This window comes from Bacteroides fragilis (assembly GCF_019583405.1).
GTDB lineage: Bacteria > Bacteroidota > Bacteroidia > Bacteroidales > Bacteroidaceae > Bacteroides > Bacteroides fragilis_B.
The window spans coordinates 131,199-150,425 of sequence record NZ_SZUU01000011.1; the positions used below are offsets into that span (position 1 = coordinate 131,199).

The 19,227-nt window shown below is 38.3% G+C and carries 13 protein-coding genes; 4 read left to right on the forward strand and 9 right to left on the reverse strand.

Annotation, left to right across the window (positions count from 1 at the left end):
* Positions 1–38: 38 nt before the first annotated feature.
* The 9 genes from FDF36_RS18985 to FDF36_RS19025 form a co-directional block, all read right to left on the reverse strand.
* Complete coding sequence (locus tag FDF36_RS18985) at positions 39–1,493, reverse strand: TolC family protein (protein ID WP_220392382.1); 1,455 nt, start codon at positions 1,491–1,493, stop codon at positions 39–41.
* A gap of 314 nt (positions 1,494–1,807) precedes the next feature.
* The gene (locus FDF36_RS18990) at positions 1,808–2,605 is read right to left on the reverse strand and encodes a galactosyltransferase-related protein (protein WP_220392383.1); all 798 of its coding nucleotides are present in this window, start codon (positions 2,603–2,605) and stop codon (positions 1,808–1,810) included.
* The gene (locus tag FDF36_RS18995) at positions 2,602–3,387 is read right to left on the reverse strand and encodes a galactosyltransferase-related protein (protein ID WP_220392384.1); all 786 of its coding nucleotides are present in this window, start codon (positions 3,385–3,387) and stop codon (positions 2,602–2,604) included. Before FDF36_RS18995 ends, FDF36_RS18990 begins: the two co-directional genes overlap by 4 nt.
* Positions 3,384–4,454 (reverse strand): lanthionine synthetase LanC family protein, encoded by a 1,071-nt coding sequence (locus FDF36_RS19000; RefSeq protein WP_220392385.1) that lies wholly within the window; start codon positions 4,452–4,454, stop codon positions 3,384–3,386. The genes FDF36_RS18995 and FDF36_RS19000 overlap by 4 nt, the downstream gene beginning before the upstream one ends.
* 377 nt (positions 4,455–4,831) lie before the next feature.
* The gene (locus tag FDF36_RS19005; protein ID WP_220392386.1) at positions 4,832–6,391 is read right to left on the reverse strand and encodes a TlpA family protein disulfide reductase; all 1,560 of its coding nucleotides are present in this window, start codon (positions 6,389–6,391) and stop codon (positions 4,832–4,834) included.
* 139 nt (positions 6,392–6,530) lie between these two features.
* The gene (locus FDF36_RS21555; protein ID WP_220392387.1) at positions 6,531–6,785 is read right to left on the reverse strand and encodes a TIGR04149 family rSAM-modified RiPP; all 255 of its coding nucleotides are present in this window, start codon (positions 6,783–6,785) and stop codon (positions 6,531–6,533) included.
* A gap of 65 nt (positions 6,786–6,850) precedes the next feature.
* On the reverse strand, positions 6,851–8,440 hold the full coding sequence (locus FDF36_RS19015) for a thioredoxin domain-containing protein (protein ID WP_220392388.1): 1,590 nt from the start codon (positions 8,438–8,440) through the stop codon (positions 6,851–6,853).
* Between the two features lie 1,650 nt (positions 8,441–10,090).
* Positions 10,091–10,453: a hypothetical protein gene (locus FDF36_RS19020; protein WP_220392389.1), complete on the reverse strand. Its 363-nt coding sequence runs from the start codon at positions 10,451–10,453 to the stop codon at positions 10,091–10,093.
* Between the two features lie 570 nt (positions 10,454–11,023).
* The gene (locus tag FDF36_RS19025) at positions 11,024–11,896 is read right to left on the reverse strand and encodes a hypothetical protein (protein WP_220392390.1); all 873 of its coding nucleotides are present in this window, start codon (positions 11,894–11,896) and stop codon (positions 11,024–11,026) included.
* Between the two features lie 186 nt (positions 11,897–12,082).
* Here FDF36_RS19025 and mdh point away from each other — a divergent pair, with 186 nt between their 5' ends.
* The 4 genes from mdh (at position 12,083) to FDF36_RS19045 (ending at position 19,211) form a co-directional block, all read left to right on the forward strand.
* Positions 12,083–13,024, forward strand: a complete 942-nt coding sequence (gene mdh / locus FDF36_RS19030) for a malate dehydrogenase (RefSeq protein WP_005782497.1) — start codon at positions 12,083–12,085, stop codon at positions 13,022–13,024.
* A gap of 103 nt (positions 13,025–13,127) precedes the next feature.
* Positions 13,128–16,409 (forward strand): S41 family peptidase, encoded by a 3,282-nt coding sequence (locus tag FDF36_RS19035; RefSeq protein ID WP_220392391.1) that lies wholly within the window; start codon positions 13,128–13,130, stop codon positions 16,407–16,409.
* Positions 16,410–16,643: 234 nt separating this feature from the next.
* Positions 16,644–17,018 carry a BlaI/MecI/CopY family transcriptional regulator gene (locus FDF36_RS19040; protein WP_193683518.1) on the forward strand — a complete coding sequence of 125 codons (375 nt, stop codon included), beginning with the start codon at positions 16,644–16,646 and terminating at the stop codon, positions 17,016–17,018.
* Positions 17,019–17,021: 3 nt separating this feature from the next.
* Positions 17,022–19,211, forward strand: coding sequence for a M56 family metallopeptidase (locus FDF36_RS19045; RefSeq protein WP_220392392.1), 2,190 nt, complete (start codon positions 17,022–17,024; stop codon positions 19,209–19,211).
* Positions 19,212–19,227: the final 16 nt, after the last annotated feature.

Here is a 19,227-nt window from a genome sequence, read left to right on the forward strand (position 1 = left end):
CGATTGAGATTGGCTTTCTCTAAATTTACTTATTCATTTTATTTCAGTGTTCCCAATGACTTCTGCAGGTAGATCTCTGTTAACTTCACATCAATCTGTGCATCGATCTTTTCCGATTGGGCCGACAACCAGGCAGTATGGGCTTCAAGTACGTTGCTTGGAGCAATTACTCCTTCTTCGAATCCAAGGGTGGCGTAGCGCAGGTTTTCGTCAGCTTTCTCAAGGTTCTTTTTCGCCATGGCCAGTTTCTTTGCTGCCTCGTTCACTTTGAAGGCCGATTGGTTGACCTGCAACTCTATTTTTTCTTTGGCATCTTCCAGTTGATACTGGGCGATGCGTGCTTCTGCTTTGGCTGCCTTTACTTTATAGAGGCCTTCTCCCCAGTGCCAGATGGGTAATTGAAGCATGATGCCTACATTCCACATTCCTTTGAATTTATTTTCAAAGCTGTTGAATACGGAAGGGTTAGTAACCATATAGTTTCCCATCAGTGCTAAAGACGGAAGATGCTCGGAGCGGGTTACGTTTATTTTTTGTTGATAAATTTTGGTTGCCAGTTCCAGGCTCCGTATTTCAGGCCGGTTGGCATAGGCTGTTTCAACCTCAAAGTCGGTAGTAACAGGCATTAACGGAATGTCGTCGATGTCTTCGTCGGCCAATACGACGGGGGTACTCAGGTCGATGCCGCACAGTTGGCACAGTAGCATCCGAGAAAGGCTGAGCCCGTCTTCAACCTTTGTCAGTGTCATTTCGGCTTCGTTTACCTTCACCCGAACCGAGAGTCCGTCCGCTTTAGTGGCTACCCCTTCGGCAATCATCTTTTCTACATCACTGTCCAGTTTCTGCAATAGCTTCAGGTAGCTTTCCGCGAGTTTTTTCTTGTTGACCAACGAGATAACCTGCCAATAGGCCTGATCCGTGCTGAGAATCACCTCTTGCATACCCGAATTGTGCTGTTGGCGAGCCAACTCTTCAGCGTATTTAGTGATTTTGTTGTATGCCCGGATTTTGCCGCCCATGTATAATGGCTGTGTCAGGGTGATGGCTCCTGCATATACATTGCGGGTATCGGTACGGAATGCGTCTACAATAGAACTTCCGGCTTCGTTCAAGGCCGGTACGATAGCCCCTCCCAGTTGCGACAAAGCCGGGGCCGGTTCAGGATGGAGCTGTCCGATGACTTGTGCAGCCTGCTGCAGTGGTCCGCTTATGCTGTTTCCTAAGCCCGATAGGGTAGCTTTCTGATCACTGTTGAGCAGCGAGAATTCTTTTTGGTTACGCATATAGGCCCCTGTAGCAGAGAAGTTGGGTAAGTAGTTCGTAAAAGCTGCTTTGTTTTGATAGTGTGCAGCATTTATTTTCTCTCCGCTTATCAACAACTCTTTGTTGTTGGCAATGGCCAATGCACGGCAACTATCTAAGGATAGGATTCCCTGTGATTTCAGAGAGAAAGTAGTTGTCAGGAGAAAAAACAGAAACAGGATTTTTTTCATCGCATCTTATACATTATAAAGGTAATACTTCATTTTAAAGAACAATGCTTGCGGGCTGTTTGTTTATCCGGTTTTGTTCTTGTTATCCTTGTTAGGACAAGAAACAATAATTGCATAAACAACGATGCAAATATAAAGGGTTAATCTTAAAAAGCAAAACGATTTAATTTTTTTTGTTATTTAGGCCTGATGTTTGAATACCGGGCGATGTATTTTCGCTTTTTCAATTAACATTGTTAACGTCATCTTGATGTCTTTCCCTTTTCGAATGCAAATAACAAATCTTTTGCATTTAAATGACTTGTTGTTTATATTCAAAGAATAAGCACACTCCCCTCTTGATCATATATGTGATCATTTAATATGTCTTTTTCAGAAGATAAGGTTGTAGAAAGTACTAAGTTTGTACTATATAAGCTGTTGTAGACAGATTTATATTTACTATTCTCTCCTCGAATATGGCTCAAATGATACATGGGCCCGTCAGCACGTAAAAATCTGTATCCTAATGCTTCCCAACGAGCTTGTCTCTCAAAATCTTCATTTCCCCATCCATAAAACCTTTCATTATCTTTTCCGCCATTCAGATAGGCATCCTTATTATAAAATATAGCTCCTCCCACCAATTTTATATCATACAATACCTTCATTAAAGCTGCATTTCTATGTAAAAACAACAGGTTTTCATTCTTGGCATAATACTCACGAAGCAACATCGGGACATTGAGGACCTCACCATTATACGGATAAGCAATTTCTGTTCTATTTTCTCTCAATTGTTCTACTGCATAAATCATCAGTTCTGGATATGCAATGATATCTGCTTCCCAAATAGCGATATAGGGTGTATCCACGCCTTCTACTAAAATATTTTGGTATTTAGTACGATGGTATGTGTTGTCGGAATCTTTTATGAATCTGTAGTCTGTATTATTTAGCAAATTTTCTAATATATGATTGTTGTACCTGCCAGCTTCCAATATTTTTATATTTGTATTAAAATAACGCTGCAAAAATCTAACCGATAACAATAGATTTTCCAATCTGTATATGGAGTCTAACTTTATAGGAATGAGAAAAGTCACATCAAAGAGATCTTGTTTTACCATCATGATATTCTATAATAGTTATTATTTATGTTATGTAAAATTTCTTCGTCTGTTTCTGCTACGGTTTTACTCAATTCAGCGTATGCTTTCTCTTGATGAAATTTAGATGTATAGCCACTGTTTTCTCCTCGAGGATGTGTTAAATGAAACAAGACTCCTTCGCTTCGATATATGGAATAATCCAAACTTTTCCAACGAAAAAAACGCTCATTGTCCTCTGCTCCCCATCCATAAAAATGTTCATTTTCCATTCCAGACATGATATAAGCTTTACGATTTACTAATACGGCACCTCCTACATTCTCATGATAGTCATTCAATAATCTCATTTTTTCAACATTTCGCGACAAAAAGCCAATGTCTCTATTTTCAAAATATTGAGCACGCAAAATATCAGAAGTCTCCATAAAGCAACCATTGTATGGGTATGCAATTTGATATTTGTCACCTCGTAATTGCTGAATGGAATCTACTATCTGACCAGTCGGAATAATGATATCTGCATCCCATATGGCTAAATAGTCTGTATTGGATTGCAATGTCATCTGATTGAGGTATTTTGTCCTATAGAATATAACATCCTTATCTTCTACAAACTCATATTTTATATCGGTGCACAAACGATCCAGTAGATGCCTGTTGTAGCGGTCAGATTCCAGCAGAAAAATATGGCAATAAAAATTAGACTTTAAAAAGTCAATTGTTAACTGTAGATTCTCTAACCGGATCATTGAGTCAATCCTAACTGGTATCAGAAATGTCATATCCATTATCTCTTCTTTCATAATTTGCAATATTTTTCTTTCCACATTCCATAAAGGGATAGCGATAACACAATACCACATGAGCCGGATCGCATACTCAAAAAATTATTTTCCTCTTTTAAACTCTTAAAATAAGAAGAGTGTTCTATTTTTTTTAGTATTTTAAAACAGAGTTCTTCTTTGTATTTGAGATTTTCTGTTTCTTGTATAGATGTCAATAGCATCAGAAGCCCGCTTACACCATTGTTTAACGCAATGCTTTTATCTTTGAATTCATATTTTAACATGGTGTCAATATCTATACTTTTCTCTAAAATGCTGATGTGCTTTTCCCACAATGGCACGGGCTTAATATTCATGAGATATTTGACAGAGGAAATCAAATAAATACGGTTAGATGTCAATCGCGGAAATGAACTTAGTATAAATGTAGTGAGATTATCTATAATTCTATCTAATTTGTAATTATAAAAATTTAATTTATAAGTTTCAGCAATAAGATATATGTAAACAGGTAATTTGTATAAGTTCATGTTGAAAATAAAAGGCTCACTATTTATTTGAGTATAGCCATTTTGATCATTTGATAATTCGATTGAATTTATAATTAATATTACAAGTTCTTTTTTCAATTGTACAGGCTCACTCTCGATGTTTTTGTAAAAATGAATGTTATACAATAAGTAAAATAGTATACCATATAATAAAGATGTGTAATTTTGGAGTTCTCCTATGGCTTTTGAAGATATCCAACGAAAAATACAATCGTCCAACTCTTTTAATACATCATTGGGATCAGCATCTATATATCCATGCTTGATCAAATATGTAATTGCGAATGCTATGCCTGCCAGGCCTGTCTCAAAATCAATCTGGGTTGAAATGGATTTTTTTTCACAATCCCGATATATCTCGTCTATTAGCCACTCCGCTTTCTCTAATATGAATTTATCTTCCAAGAAACGAGATGCTACAAAAAGAGAAAGACAAGCACCCATCTTGCCATTCGATATATCCAACGATACATTTGAATAATTTTGTGATAGAATAGCTCCTATGATATTTCTGAGTATTTTTTTTTCGTTCATAAGGTGATGATTTTAGTATATAATCTTAAATTTTCAACCTATTTCAGATTTTATATGTTGTTTGATTTTTTGTATTGGTTAAGCGCCTGTTTAAACTTTCCTTGAATAAATTTTTATCGACCTGTTTTGAGTTTCTTTTCAGTCTATTTCCCCGTTTTTGTTCGTTACATAGCCTGCTATGCTCTTCACGAAAACGAGAAGATGTCCTCGAAAACAAATCTCAAAACAGTCTCGAACAAAATTTAAACAGTCTCTAAACCATACTAACGGAAAGTGCCCGGAGGTGCTATACTTTCTGTTGCAAAGACAAAGCAAATGAGAGATGTACTGCCTTCTTTAGTTGCAATATTTCCAACGTTTGAATTTTGTAGTAGCCTTTATTGAACTTCAGCTTCTATATTAGTTAAAATTCTTGCCATCTTAATACTTCCCGGATAGCCGGTAAAGTGATACTTTACCTTACCATTCTTATTAAATATCACATATGAAGGAATACTATTAAAAGAATATTTATTCATCAGTTGCTTCCACACTTCATCATTTAGATAATAATGTTGTCCTCCTATCTCTTTTATTCTCTTGCTCCAAGAATTTTTGGGTGAAGACTCATTGGACAGATAAACATGTACGATATCTTCTTTCTTGATAGGAAGTTTTAAGTTTTTCATTTCTTTTAATGCCATTATACACGGTCCGCACCAAGTAGCCCAAAAGTCTACAACGATTATTTTCCCTTTATTTTTGTCAACGATGTTTGCCAATAAACGGTCTACGTCAAGTCCTGTGGCATCTTGTATTTTTAACGATTCCATGCCCGGCGCTCTTTTCTCTATTTTTTTATTTTGATGAAGCAATATTTTTTCTATCGCGTCACCTTTGAAATAAGTATGTATATTCTCTTTTTGTGCAGGCGATAATGGAATATTTTCCATATTGAATTGATGGGCATACGCATTTGCAGCCAGTATGTCATAGTATTGTCCCTCTTCAAATCCGATAAGATCGGCAATACGTTCTTTGACTATGGTCTGCCATGCCGGGATGGGAGTGTCTTTTATCGGAGGGAGATTCAATGTGTTATTGAGAAGTAAAAAGTTTTGAAATTCAATGAATTCAGAACTGCATAGTTGCAAGTTGGAATTTAAATTTAAGTTCCTCATGAATTTATAGTATCCTTGAGAGGGTGGGATAATGTTTAAAGTGTCAGCGAGTGAAGAAGATTCCGGATGAATGTCGAAATAATTCATTTCCATCATTTTTTCAGGGTCAAAAACAAATGCTCTGTAACAGATTAAGCGAGCTTCATTTTCAATGAATTTTTTGAACCTTTCGCTAATCAATGTATCTTCCTCCACCATTGCCATTCTTTGCTTGATATTCTTCTCTCTATATTGCAAATATACGTCAGGTGATTGGTCGTAAAGTTGTGGAGTCCCAGATTGCCAACCGGCTATTAGTACATTAGATATGATATCCTGCCCCGTCAGCATATCATTCTCTGTAAACTCATTTTTTTGTTTTTTTGTGATTTCTATCTTGTTATCTTTCGTATAACATAGATCTAATCGCATGTCTTCATCTTGGGTCAGTTCAATATAGATCGTTTTTTGGGGGGATATTTCGGTATAAAGGCCACCTATTGTCGGGTTGGTTTCCGTTTCGATATCTATTGAATAATTGCCGAGGCTATCCGTTTCTATTTCTTTTCTAACAATTTCCAAAGTAATAGGATGAATAATATTAAAAGTCATCACTATAGGATGTCGGAACTTCGCTTTTGTTTCGTCAGTTATTTTTCCTGTTATTCGAACCTTTCCCAAGTTTATACGAGGATTGGTAAAGTTCTCATTGGAAAATTTGCATGAGATGATGAGAACTCCCAAAGTAAGTAAGTAAAAAAGGCTCTTGAGTTTTGGAATTGATAAAATGGTTTTCATGACGCTATGATTTAATTAATCTTATTAAATGAAGGGCTGATTTTCATGATTTCTATTTTGAGGTGTTTGTAACAAAATAGAAACATATTTTAATCAGCCCTTTTAATGATTGCCACATGGCAATTGTTCATTGCGTCAGTTAGTAGGCGCATATTGGTGTATAAGCAAAAGGAGCAAATATGCAAGTCCCTACATGTTTACAGTCTGCCGTTCTACACGTTTGACTCATCCGAGCGTCTGCCTCCGTGCAATGAGTAGGTAAACTATTTAAGATTGGATCATAGCAACCATAAACAGTAACTTCTGGAAGAACATAGCCTCCCTCCACATTTTTCATCTCAGAATCACTCATCTCACGAAACTGATAAAGCTTTAGTCTGTTTAATTTCTTCATATAGATAAAATTTTAAATGATGTTGCAGGATCATTCTTTGTCGCTGCTCTGCAACTTGGCAACTTTTATTTAGAGTGGATCTCTATATCAGTAAAAAAAATAAGTTTTTCTATTTGTTGGGAGTACATTTCAGGTAACTTATACCCGTCAAAAATGACGGTTGGCGTTGCTTGTAATTTGGTTTCTTTTTTCCATTCTAAATGTTTCTGAAATTCTTCACTTACAATATTATTGTCAACAATATAAGCGTACTTCTTAAAGAAATTTTCTTTATCGTATTTTCCTTTATCAAACCATTCATTATATATTTGATCCCGTTTCTCTATTGGAAATACTCTATTCACATATAGAAAAAATTCACAGCTAGAGTTTAATGTTTTATCGAATGAAGATAATATATATTGCACGCAGAATTTACCATCTGTTTCTTTTAGTAGTTTTTCAATCTTTTTATGCATCCTTGCGCATGGGCCACAATGTGGGTTTGAAAAGATGGTTATTGTATTTTTTGCTTTGGGATTACCGAATATAATCGTGGAAAGGTTTGAATCTATTTTATAAAAAGTTTGATCTTTTAGCTGTCCTAAAAAGACTTTATCATTCATCTTTAAACTATTGAATTGCTGAGTTATTCCTATTAGTTTTTTTTCTGCTATTTTATAGGGTAGCAATAGATTAATTAACAGAAGTGGCATTCCATAGATTAAGGCTATTGATAAAATATTTAAAATAGAAAAATTAGGAAATTGAATCAGCCCAAAGGTGAAATCTGTAATGAACAGCAACCAAAACAATAGCTGTACAATCAGGCATAGCGAACACCATGTTTGAGCCCGGAACTTCTGATACCATATACTCCAGAAACTATAAGGTAAAGTTAAGATGTTGATAAGTGATAGATAGAATAGTAATTTGGGTATAAAAAGGATAAGAAATACATTGGACAAAAAAAAGCTTAGTCCTAATTCACTCCATCCAACAATTCCTAAAAACTTGGCGGCAGAAGAGTTGAGCACATCATTACAATCTCCCTTTGCAAATAGCGAGCAAATTTTGTCCGCAATGCGACTATGAATGTTTATTTGTTTTTGTACAAGAAGATAGCCGATATACATTCCTATTATGTTTAGTATAAGCAATAATATAAGTCCAAAATTTTGAAAGGACAGATTTTGATATATACCAATTCCTGCTAAAATTAGCCCACTTGACAGAAGTAACATATTTTGAGCTGAGGCTATTAGTCCTTCCTTTCTGTGTTGTTTATAATCAGGTTCAGTTGACGCATCGTCTGCTTCCACTATAAGTAGGGCTCCAGACCATATGTCAATAAATTCTTTTATGGGGATAGATAGCTTCTTGTTATACCAATAATAGGTAATATTTTCTTTTGAAATATTCTCAACTGTGACAAAATCATTTCCTATGTGGGCGATAAAAGGAGGTTCCAAAGAGTGAATATCCTCTTTATTTGTAATTTTTATACCTTTATTTTTTATACCGTAATGAGTGAACATTTTTGATATTCCAAATAAACTGTATTTATATGGATGTTCGTTAAAGTACGTGTTTGTATACTTACTTGTATACTTTACACCTAATAAAGAAAGGGTGGAAGTTAAAGTATTTGTATTTGCTATAGAAAAAGGTTTCATGTCTTAGTGATATTGTCTATGTGCTAAATATACGAAAAAATAATGTCTGATGAGTTAATTGTTTGGTGTTTTGTCTTTTATTTATATTTATTTAATGATCGGAGAATTTTTACCGAAACTTTCAAATTAAACACTGAAATCGGCTAAGCCCGGTTCAATAATACTAAAGAAATCATTGAAATGTTGTCAAAAACGAATGGTTAAGAATTAAGAATTGCGCTTGAAAAAAGAAGCTGAATCGCTGATAATAAAGAGGGGAGTTTTATAATTCATTGATGTTTGGTAAATTATAAGTTTCTAAACTCTTCTGATTATGACTAAAAAAATACTCCTTATGCAATACCAATCTGAGTACCGGTCGGCTCTCAAATCAGTCGTGAATATATGCAAACCTTTTTGAGAAAACCTTCATGGATGTCATGAAATTATTTATGGCTATATTAGATCGCATCAATTTCCTTCAATTGGGCAGGTATGGACGTTTTTCGGAACAGACATACCGTAACCTTTCTTATTCATCCGATATCTGATTGATGGAAGGACAGACAAGTGGCAGCTGTATTTCTCTACGGACGATTCACTGGATGCACGCGAAGTTCTGGATTACTGCAGAACCATGTTTCAGCTGAAATTCTGTTTTAGAGACAGCATGTAATATGTAGGAATCACCAACTGTCAGTCAACGGATTTCAGAAAGTTGGCGTTTCATTTCAATGCATCACTCACGGCTGTCAACTTGGCCAAAGCGGCATTCAAGAGGCAAGGAATGACATATTCCATTTCCTCATGCAAGTCAATCATACACAATGCTTATATGCTTGAACGATTTATTTGCGTGTCCGGTATAAACCCAGACCCACAAGTTATTGACAAACTTTTCAAAGAACTCATTTTATTTACTGCCAAAGCCGCTTAGCCTGGGCTAATTATTAACGAACTATTGTTAGGATGCTGTTGAATAAAATTTAAACAGGGGCTTGATTTTTTGTTATTTAGGCTCGATGTTTGAATATCGGGCGGTGTATTCTCGCTTTTTCAATTAACATTGTTAATCGCATCCTGGGGGCTTCTTCTTTTCCAAATTCAAATAACAAGTCTTTCGCATTTGAATGACTTGTTATTTGAATCTAAAGAGCAAGCTTTAACACTGTGTTAAAGCAAGTCTTTTCCCAGCAAGAGTTTAGTGCCTTGAATTTCTTGTCTTTCACCTGTTTAAGTATCATCTTTCCTGTTTCTATCCAATAAGACTTAGCAGGCTGAAAACCTGTATACTTGCTTATTTATCAACTATGGATTGATCCTGTCTTTTCGAATCATTTTTTTCGTGATATTGCGTACCCGATTGCATACTTTGGTTGTAGTGTAATCAACAACTATTGCGAATTGGTATTTAGCTTACTGGTTCAAAAGCCTTATTTAAGGTTTTTGTTTTTCAATAACACGAACAGAGAAGCAGAAAGGAAAGTTTCGTGGCAATAGTAGACAATAACCTTTTTATTCTTATATCTGGAGATTTCCAGATTGCGTTTTGATCATCTTCGCATAACTGGTTCAGGAGCAACCCCAATAGGGGGCATTTACCCGATTTACTGATATGGTTCGGATCAAAAGTGGCAGTAGCACGAATATTTAATTGCTCCCTCCTTATTACTATGGGAAAAAAGAGCCCTTGCTTTTTTCTGAACGATAGTACATTCCATCACCAAAAGTAAGATAATTATCTCCCACTGTTTGTCTGAATGCACCATTGATTATAATTTCATTACCTTCCTTTACGTAGCTAAATGTGTTTAAAAGTTTTAATGCTTTGTAGTCTTTATCAAGGCTATACTTTTCAATTGTTTTTGCTCCGAAGAAAAGTCCTACTGCTTTTACACCACCCTCTACCTGTTCTTCAGCTTGAAATTGATGTATCCAGATTGAATTATTTAAAGAATTATCTGCTTCTTTATGACAAGACGGCAAAGTCAATAAAATAATTGTGTAGATAAAGAAAGATACTTGTTTTTTCATCTTTTAAATCTTTTAAATGTGAAGAAACTATTCATACTTCTAAGATTGTAGAGAAAAAAGAAATAAAAATAAATTGATATTCACTTTTTTTATGTCTGTTTTTTGTTTATAATATTTTTTATCACAATCACTAGTCTGTTTTTAATTAGAACCTATCAAAAACTAATAGTTCATGTTATATATAATACAATTCATACTAAAACCGTACTCAACTCGAAACATGAAAAAGAAGTTAATATTTTGTCATTCTTTCAATATATATGAAGCATGTTTAATATTGATTTATTATAAAGACAGTTTTTTTACGTAAACTCCCTGTTGAGCCAAAGCAATATCATTTAAACAAATGACTTCGTTCTCTATCAAATGACAAATGTACCTTGGATAAATTCTTTTTCATTAACCCAGTGCCGGAAAGTGCATAAATAGGTGTATCCAATTTAGAAGACTTGGGGAGTAACTCCATTAATAAGATAGAATTGAAGTAATAAAAAAGAGGATGTGCCAGAAGTCGGTCACTTAGTAACCGGCTTCTGGCACATCCTCTTTAAAGTATATGTTTTTAAAGTTTTAGTCCAATGTGAACTTCTGCGACCCAATCATCGTTCCGTCAGCAAAAATATCTACCCGGTAAGCACCGGCATACAAGAACTCTTCTACATCCCAGAATACGTTGATGGTCTGTTCTTCTCCGTTGTATTCGATATATTTTTTGATAGAGTAGGTCAGCGTACGGTTTTCGTAAGGGAATGTGTTTGCCGGGCTCTTGGTAAGCGCATCATTATCCGGCTTGGTGATTCGGATATAAAGTGTACGCTCTCCGGTTTCGGCTGTGATATTCTTTACGATGGTGAAGCCGATGGCCAGTTTCACGATATCCTTTACTTTTTTAGCCTTTTTGCCACGTTTGTTGCGAGGTTCAATCCAGATATTGGTTGCATCCAACTGAGCAGCTAATGTAACTTTTTGATTAAGGTTCTTCTTTTCTTCAGACAAATTATTGATCTGGCGTGAAGCCGCATTGTATTTCTGCGTTACTTCTGCTATCACTTGTTTTTGCTGGGCGGTCAGTTTATTCAGCGAGTCAATCTGATTGATGTAACCGATCATTACTTTTCTCAGTGTTGCCAATTCTTTTTTCAGGTGTCTTATCTCTGTGGCGTTACTGCTCTTTACCGTACGGAGTTCTTCAAGCAGGCGTTGTGTCTTGACCTGCTCCTGAGCCAGCAAGTCTGCCAAAGAGTCGTTCGATACAGTCAGTTTCAGTTCGTCATATTGCTGTGCAAAGCGAGTGTACTCATTTTCAAGATCTTCTTTGTCCAATTGGAATTCCTGAACCAGTTCACGGTTAGTCTGTTTTTCGGAGAATAACAGATAAGTAAGACCGATGAGCGCGAGCACCAGAACAGATACGGCAATGATCAGCAGATTCTTTTTATTCATATTCTATAAGGTTGAATGATAAAACGCTGCAAAAGTAATCATTTCAATACAGAGTAACACAGTCTATTCACTTTTCTTTAACTAAAATTATTATGGAAAAATTTCTTTAATTTCGATTATCGTTGTACTTTTGCCGTCACGAAAACGATACGAACTAATTATCAACTTTATTAAAATATAAGTATTATGTCAAAAGTAACCGTAGTAGGCGCAGGTAACGTAGGTGCTACATGTGCAAATGTACTGGCCTTCAATGAAGTGGCAGACGAAGTAGTAATGCTGGACGTAAAAGAAGGCGTTTCAGAAGGTAAAGCAATGGATATGATGCAGACTGCTCAGTTGTTGGGTTTCGATACAACAATCGTTGGTTGCACAAATGATTATGCTCAGACTGCTAACTCTGACGTGGTTGTGATCACTTCTGGTATTCCTCGTAAACCGGGCATGACTCGTGAAGAACTGATCGGGGTAAATGCCGGTATCGTGAAATCAGTAGCAGAAAATCTTTTGAAATACTCTCCGAATGCTATTATCGTAGTTATCTCTAACCCGATGGATACAATGACTTATCTGGCATTGAAATCACTCGGATTGCCGAAAAACCGTGTTATCGGTATGGGCGGTGCTTTGGATAGCTCACGTTTTAAATATTTCTTGTCTCAGGCTTTGGGTTGCAACGCAAACGAAGTAGAAGGTATGGTGATCGGTGGTCATGGTGACACTACTATGATTCCGTTGGCTCGTCTGGCCACTTACAAAGGACAGCCGGTTAGCACATTGCTGAGCGAAGAAAAGCTGAACGAAGTAGTTGCTTCTACTATGGTAGGTGGTGCTACTCTGACTAAGTTGCTGGGCACTTCTGCATGGTATGCACCGGGTGCGGCAGGAGCTTATGTCGTAGAATCTATCATCCACAACCAGAAGAAGATGATTCCTTGCTCAGTAATGCTTGAAGGTGAATACGGTGAATCTGATCTTTGTATCGGTGTTCCTGTAATCCTGGGTAAGAACGGTATCGAGAAAATCGTTGAACTGGAACTGACTGCTGACGAAAAAGCAAAATTTGCGGCAAGCGCAAAGGCTGTTCACGGAACTAACGCAGCTCTGAAAGAAGTTGGTGCTCTCTAATTTGAATGCCGGATTCTTAATCTGAAAATAGAATATGCGGACCTCACAACTCTTTTCAAAAGGGCTGTGAGGTTTGCTTTTTAATATACTTAAATAATACATTATGAGAAAACTCTTCATGAGTGCTGCGGCTCTTTTGTTTGCCGGAGCACTTTGGGCACAAGAGGGTCCGTTGTGGATGCGTCATTGTGCTATCTCTCCCGATGGAACTACCATTGCTTTCACCTATAAAGGTGATATCTTCACAGTACCGGTGTCCGGTGGCAAAGCTACACAGATCACTACCAATCCGGCTTTTGATACAACCCCAATTTGGAGTCCCGATAGTAAACAGATTGCATTTGCGTCCGACCGTATGGGAAGCCTGGATGTATTCATTGTGTCGAAAGAAGGAGGCGAGCCTCGCCGCCTGACCACTTTCTCGGGCAGTGAAACTCCGGTAGCTTTCAGTGATGCGGGACAGCTCTTATTTACTGCCGACATCATGCCTTCTGCCGAAGATGCCGGTTTTCCTTCGAATGGACAATTCCAGCAGATATATCAGATTCCGGTTACGGGAGGACGTCCTGTGATGTTTTCATCTATGCCGATGGAATGCATCTCCATTAATAAGGAAGGCGCTATTCTTTATCAAGATAAAAAAGGATATGAGGATTATTGGCGTAAGCACCAGAAGTCACCGATTGCCCGTGATATATGGATGCTTCAGCCTGGACAGACTCCACGCTATGAAAAACAAACCACTTTCATCGGTGAGGACCGTGAACCGGTATGGGCACCGGACGGAAAGTCATTCTACTATTTGAGTGAAGAGAATGGTTCGTTCAATATCTACCAGCGTATTCCGGGATCGAATGCATCCAAGCAGGTGACGCATCACACGCAGCATCCGGTACGTTTCCTCAGTATGGCTTCCAATGGTAATCTTTGTTATGGTTTTGATGGTGAGATTTATACGTTGACTCCCGGTGGTAAGTCGCAGAAAGTATCTGTGAAAATTCTGTCAGACAGAAATGATAAAGATTTGATTCGCCAGATAAAGACCAGTGGGGCTACTGAAATGGCTGTATCTCCTGATGGTAAAGAGGTTGCTTTCATTTTGAGAGGAGATGTGTATGTGACTTCGGTAGAATATAAAACGACAAAACAGATAACGAATACTCCTTGTCAGGAACGTGGAATCGATTTTGCACCCGACGGGCGTAGCTTGGTGTATGCTTCGGAACGTGGCGGACTCTGGCAGCTCTATACTTCAAGTATCGTGCGGAAAGATGAGAAACAGTTCACGTATGCTACAGAGTTAAAAGAAGAACGTCTGACCAATTCGGATATAGCTTCGTTCAATCCGAAGTATAGCCCGGACGGAAAAGAAGTTGCTTTCCTTGAAAACCGTACGGCAATTCGCGTCATCAATCTCAAAACTAAGAAGGTACGTACGGTAATGGATGCCCAGTATCAGTATTCGTACAGTGATGGTGATCAGTGGTTTGAGTGGAGTCCGGATAGTAAATGGATTCTTTCCGAATTTATTGGTATCGGTGGCTGGAACAATAAAGATATTGTGCTGCTGAACGCCGACGGTAAGGGAGAAATGCATAATCTGACCGAAAGCGGTTACTCAGACGGAAATGCGAAATGGGTTCTGGGTGGCAAAGCAATGGTCTGGTTCAGTGACCGTGCCGGATACCGTAGTCATGGCAGCTGGGGTGCTCAGTATGACGCTTACATCATGTTTTTTGATGTAGATGCTTACGATCGTTTCCGCATGAATAAGGAAGACCTTGCTTTGCTTGAAGAAGCCGAGAAAGCGGAAAAGGCTGAGAAAGAAAAAGCCGAGAAGAAAAAGAAAGAAGATAAAAAAGGTGATAAGAAAAAAGACGCCAAAGATAAGAAAGATGGAGAGGAAGAAAAGAAGGAGGAAGTGAAGCCACTGAAATTCGATCTTGATAATCGATTCGATCGTATTGTGCGTCTGACTGTCAACTCTTCTTTCATGGGTGATGCTGTTTTGACTCCGAAAGGTGATAAGCTCTATTATCTGGCAGCGTTTGAAAGCGGTTATGATTTGTGGGAACACGATTTGAAAGAGAATTCAACAAAGATTCTGTTGAAAGGTGTCGGAGGCGGTTCGCTGTTGCCCGATAAGAAAGGTGAGAATATCTTTATGTGTACCGGTGGAGGTATGAAGAAAATTGAAATAGCCGGTAGTAAGACAACGCCTATTGCATTTGAATCTTTCTTCGACTATCAGCCGGGGGGTGAACGTGCTTACATTTTTGATCATGTTTGGCAGCAGGTAGACGATAAGTTCTATGTGAAGGATTTGCAGGGAGTAGACTGGCCTTTGTATAAGAAGACTTATGAAAAGTTCCTGCCACATATCAACAATAATTATGACTTTGCCGAACTGCTGAGCGAGATGCTCGGAGAGTTGAATGCTTCACATACCGGAGCTCGGTACTCTGGTGTAGGAGGGGCGCTACCTACAGCTTCATTGGGGGTATTTTATGACGATACTTATATCGGTGACGGGTTGAAAATAAAGGAGATCATAGAGCAGAGTCCTTTCACTTTGAAGAAAACAGATGTAAAGCCGGGTTGTATCATTGAAAAAGTAGATGGTAATCCAATCAAAAAAGGAGAAGATTATTTCCCGTTATTTGAAGGGAAAGTAGGGCGTAAAGTGCTGCTTTCTGTTTACGATCCTGCTACAAAGAAGCATTTTGAAGAGACAGTGAAGGCGATCAGTTACGGTGCGCAGCGCGAATTGCTATATAAACGATGGGTAGAGCGCAACCGCAAGAAAGTAGAAGAGTTATCAGGCGGTCGTTTGGGATATGTACATATCAAGGGCATGGATAGTCAGAGTTTCCGTAAGATGTACTCCGAACTGTTGGGGCGTTACCGTAACAAAGAAGCCGTAGTTGTAGACGTTCGCCACAATGGTGGTGGTTGGTTGCACGACGATGTGGTGACTCTCCTTAGTGGCAAAGAATATCAGCGTTTTGTTCCTCGCGGACAATATATAGGTAGCGATCCGTTCAATAAGTGGCTGAAGCCCTCATGTATGCTTGTTTGTGAAGACAATTACAGTAATGCGCATGGTACTCCTTATGTATATAAGACATTGGGTATCGGTAAACTGGTAGGTACTCCTGTAGCCGGAACTATGACAGCTGTATGGTGGGAACGCCAGATTGATCCGAGTCTTGTATTTGGTATTCCGCAGGTAGGCTGCATGGATATGCAGGGTAACTATCTGGAAAATCAGACACTCGAACCGGATGTGCTGATTTATAATGAACCTTCTGCTTCGTTGAAGGGAGAAGATGCACAATTGAAAGCTGCGGTAGATTGCTTGTTGAAGGAGTTGCCGAAGAAATGATGGGGTAATTGCGTTTTATGCTCGATTAAAATGGAGAGGTCACCTTTGTTTAAAGGTGGCCTTTTCTTATTATGTGGATAAAATAATCTATTTATTGTTAAATTCTTGCTTTTTAATGTGAAATACTATAAATATAGTTTTGTGTCTATATTTATAGTTATATATTTGTGCCATTCCATTCAGGTTGTATCCCAAATACTTGATGAATAGAAGTATAATCTAAAATTACTTGGTATGAGTGAACAGAAAGAATTGACAAAAGCAGAACTCCAGATCATGCAGGTGCTTTGGCGGAAAGAAAATGCTTTTGTGAATGAAATCTTACAGGATTTGGAAAAGCCGCGTCCGGCGTATAATACAGTGTCTACCGTACTGCGTGTATTGCAAAACAAAGGCTTTGTAGCTTATCGTAGTTTCGGAAAGAATTATCAGTATTATCCGTTGGTTTCAAAAGAGAGCTATACGAATCGTTTTATGAACCGGGTCGTAGATAACTTTTTCAGTGGTTCGGTGAAGGCGATGGTTTCGTTCTTTACCAAAAAAGAAAAGATGTCGGTACAGGAGATCGACGAACTGATTGAAATGTTGAAGGAAAACAAAAAGGAATAAGGTATGATCGATATTGATTGTAGCGAATGGGCTATTCTTCGTTTCATAGGAGCTTCATTTGTGTTATGGCTGTGCTATTACTTGTTGTTCGATCGAAAAGCCCCGTTTAACCAGTGCCGGAATTATTTGCTTTTTTCGGTACTGCTGGCCGGAGTTGTATCGGTGGTACGCATCCCGGTTTATCCGGTGGAGGTGGTGCGGCCGATAAAGATGGAACGGGTGGTTGTAAAGCAAGAAACACAAATGGATAAGACTTCATTGGTACAAGTAGAAAATGATGGGATACAACCGGATACGCTCGCAGCAGTGCAGGCGGAGGTTAGTGAAGCAATTGTACCCCGAGTGGAAGAAGAAATAGCGGAAGAACCTTTTTATGCTTCGTGGGATTACTGGCAAATAGTCTGGATCGTATATGGATTGGGAGTATTTGTCCTTTTGATACATTTATTGGTCGAAATGGCACGTATCTGGCGTTTGAAGCGTTGGGGAAGTTGTACGATGGAGGCTGATGGGATTTGTATCGTGCGTAACAATGAAGTCGTTTCACCATTCTCGTTTTACCGGATGATTTTTATCAATCGGAAGTTAGAAGGAGAAGTGTTGCGTATAGTTCTGCTCCATGAAAAGGCACATATTCGTAATCATCATTATCGGGACACTTTATTTATTGAAGGTTTATCCATCTTATGTTGGTTTAATCCGTTTGTCTGGCTGGTAAAGCGTGAACTGCGGGCTCTCCATGAATTTCAAGTGGACCGTTGTTTGCTTTCCGGTGAGATTGAATTATTTGAATATCAAAGCATCTTATTCGAAGAGTTGATGGGATACAGCCCGAAGGTTGCAAATGGTTTTCATAATTCATTAATTAAAAAACGATTTATCATGATGAAACATCAATATAAAGAACGTTTCGCCGGAGTGCGCAAAATAGCGTTGCTTCCTTTGTGTGCGGGTGTATTGGCTTTATTTTCTTTTACGGAAAAGCCGGTTCTGATTGAACCTGTATTGCCGATGGTATCTGTTTCGATGAAAGCAGAAACTCTCGAAGTCGTATCTAACGAAAAAAAGATGGATAGCGTAGGTGATGAAAAGTGTTTTCTGCTTTTGGACTCCCCAAAGATAGTTCATTATATACAGTCGGGAGAGGCGCATTTAGTTAAATCCGGATTCAGTCAACTACTTGCTAAGGTTACAACTCCTGTATCGAAAATGCTGGATACGCTCTCGGAAGAGAAACCGAATCAGACTTCTCTGCACGGAAAAGAGGCTGATTATACTGTTGGCGTCGATTTACCTGCAGATCAGGTTGTATTGTCGCGTGCACCGTATAAACGAAGTATATATGTACGCTTTATTGAACGGACGAAAGAAGATACACGCGTTACTTTGGCCATACCGATATATTATGACCGGCACTGGTTACAGTTCGAAAAGGGATTGTCCATAGTAGACGAAGATACGAAAGATGTTTATAAGATTCGTTCACTTACCCGCGGAATTGAACTAAATCAGACTTATTGGGTTGTGGGACAAGAAAAGCAAATGCTGGAGTTTACACTGGTCTTTCCTCCTCTTGACCGAAAGGTAAAAAAGATTAGTATCCGCGATTGTTTCCCGGAAGAAAGGGGATTGACACCTCCCAATGGCAGTTCATGGAGGTTGGAGAATCTGAAAGTTGACGATTTCCTTCCGACTGCCGCCCGAATAGCTGAGTATGATAGAGAGGGGCGTCCGCTGCGTTCTGATAAATTGGAAGAAGTAACTCTTAATGCAAGTCAATTAGCCGTTTCTTCACGCCGGGGTGACGGAAGGTCTCGAATTCAGAAAATTGAAACTTTACCGGAGAAGACGTTGGTTGTCTTGAATATACCTATTCATTTTGACCGTCATTGGTTGGTCATAGGTAAGGGATTGTGTCTTGTTGATTCCAGAACAGGTGATGAATATCCGATTCTGGAAGAGGCGCATGGCATTGAAATGAATAAGTTGCTATGGGTAGAAGGCTGTGAAGGACGTTCTGTGTTGTTGACACTCGTTTTCCCGAAGCTGCCAAAGAAAGTAAAAACAATCGATCTTTATAATAAATATCCGGATGCCGGAGTTATTTCACCAAGCAATGGAAGCAGCTGGGATTGGCGGAAAGTAAAGATTAGAGATTATCAGAAGGAACCCTATAAACGCATTATATTGTAGCCTGCTCTACAGCATT